This is a genomic window from Streptomyces flavovariabilis (genome assembly GCF_000725785.1).
Classification (GTDB): domain Bacteria; phylum Actinomycetota; class Actinomycetes; order Streptomycetales; family Streptomycetaceae; genus Streptomyces; species Streptomyces hawaiiensis.
The window spans coordinates 1-272 of record NZ_JNXD01000113.1 but is presented as its reverse complement, the minus strand read 5'-3'; the positions used below and the strand labels follow the sequence as shown (position 1 = coordinate 272).

At 63.6% G+C, this 272-nt stretch carries 1 pseudogene; it reads right to left on the bottom strand.

The window, feature by feature from the left end:
- A pseudogene (locus IO24_RS0140155) lies at window positions 1-272 on the bottom strand (FAD-dependent oxidoreductase); the annotation flags it as partial.

Genomic DNA, 272 nt, shown 5'->3' with positions numbered 1-272 from the left:
TCTCGGTATGGAGTTCGCTCTGGGGAACCAGGCGGGTCTCGAGCCCGAGACGGCCGGACATGATCTCGTGGGTCTTGCGCAGACCGTCGAAGTGGGCCGACTTGGATGCCAGGTTCAGCTTGCCCGTGCGGGCGAAGTCGCAGTCGATGTTCTCGTCCGTGACGAGCTTCTCAAGGGTGTCGACCGCGTCGTGGTAGGCCATCAGATAGGCCTTGGCGGTGTCGAATCCGTAGCGGGAGATCGCGGACCGGAAGCCGATCGACATGCCCGTG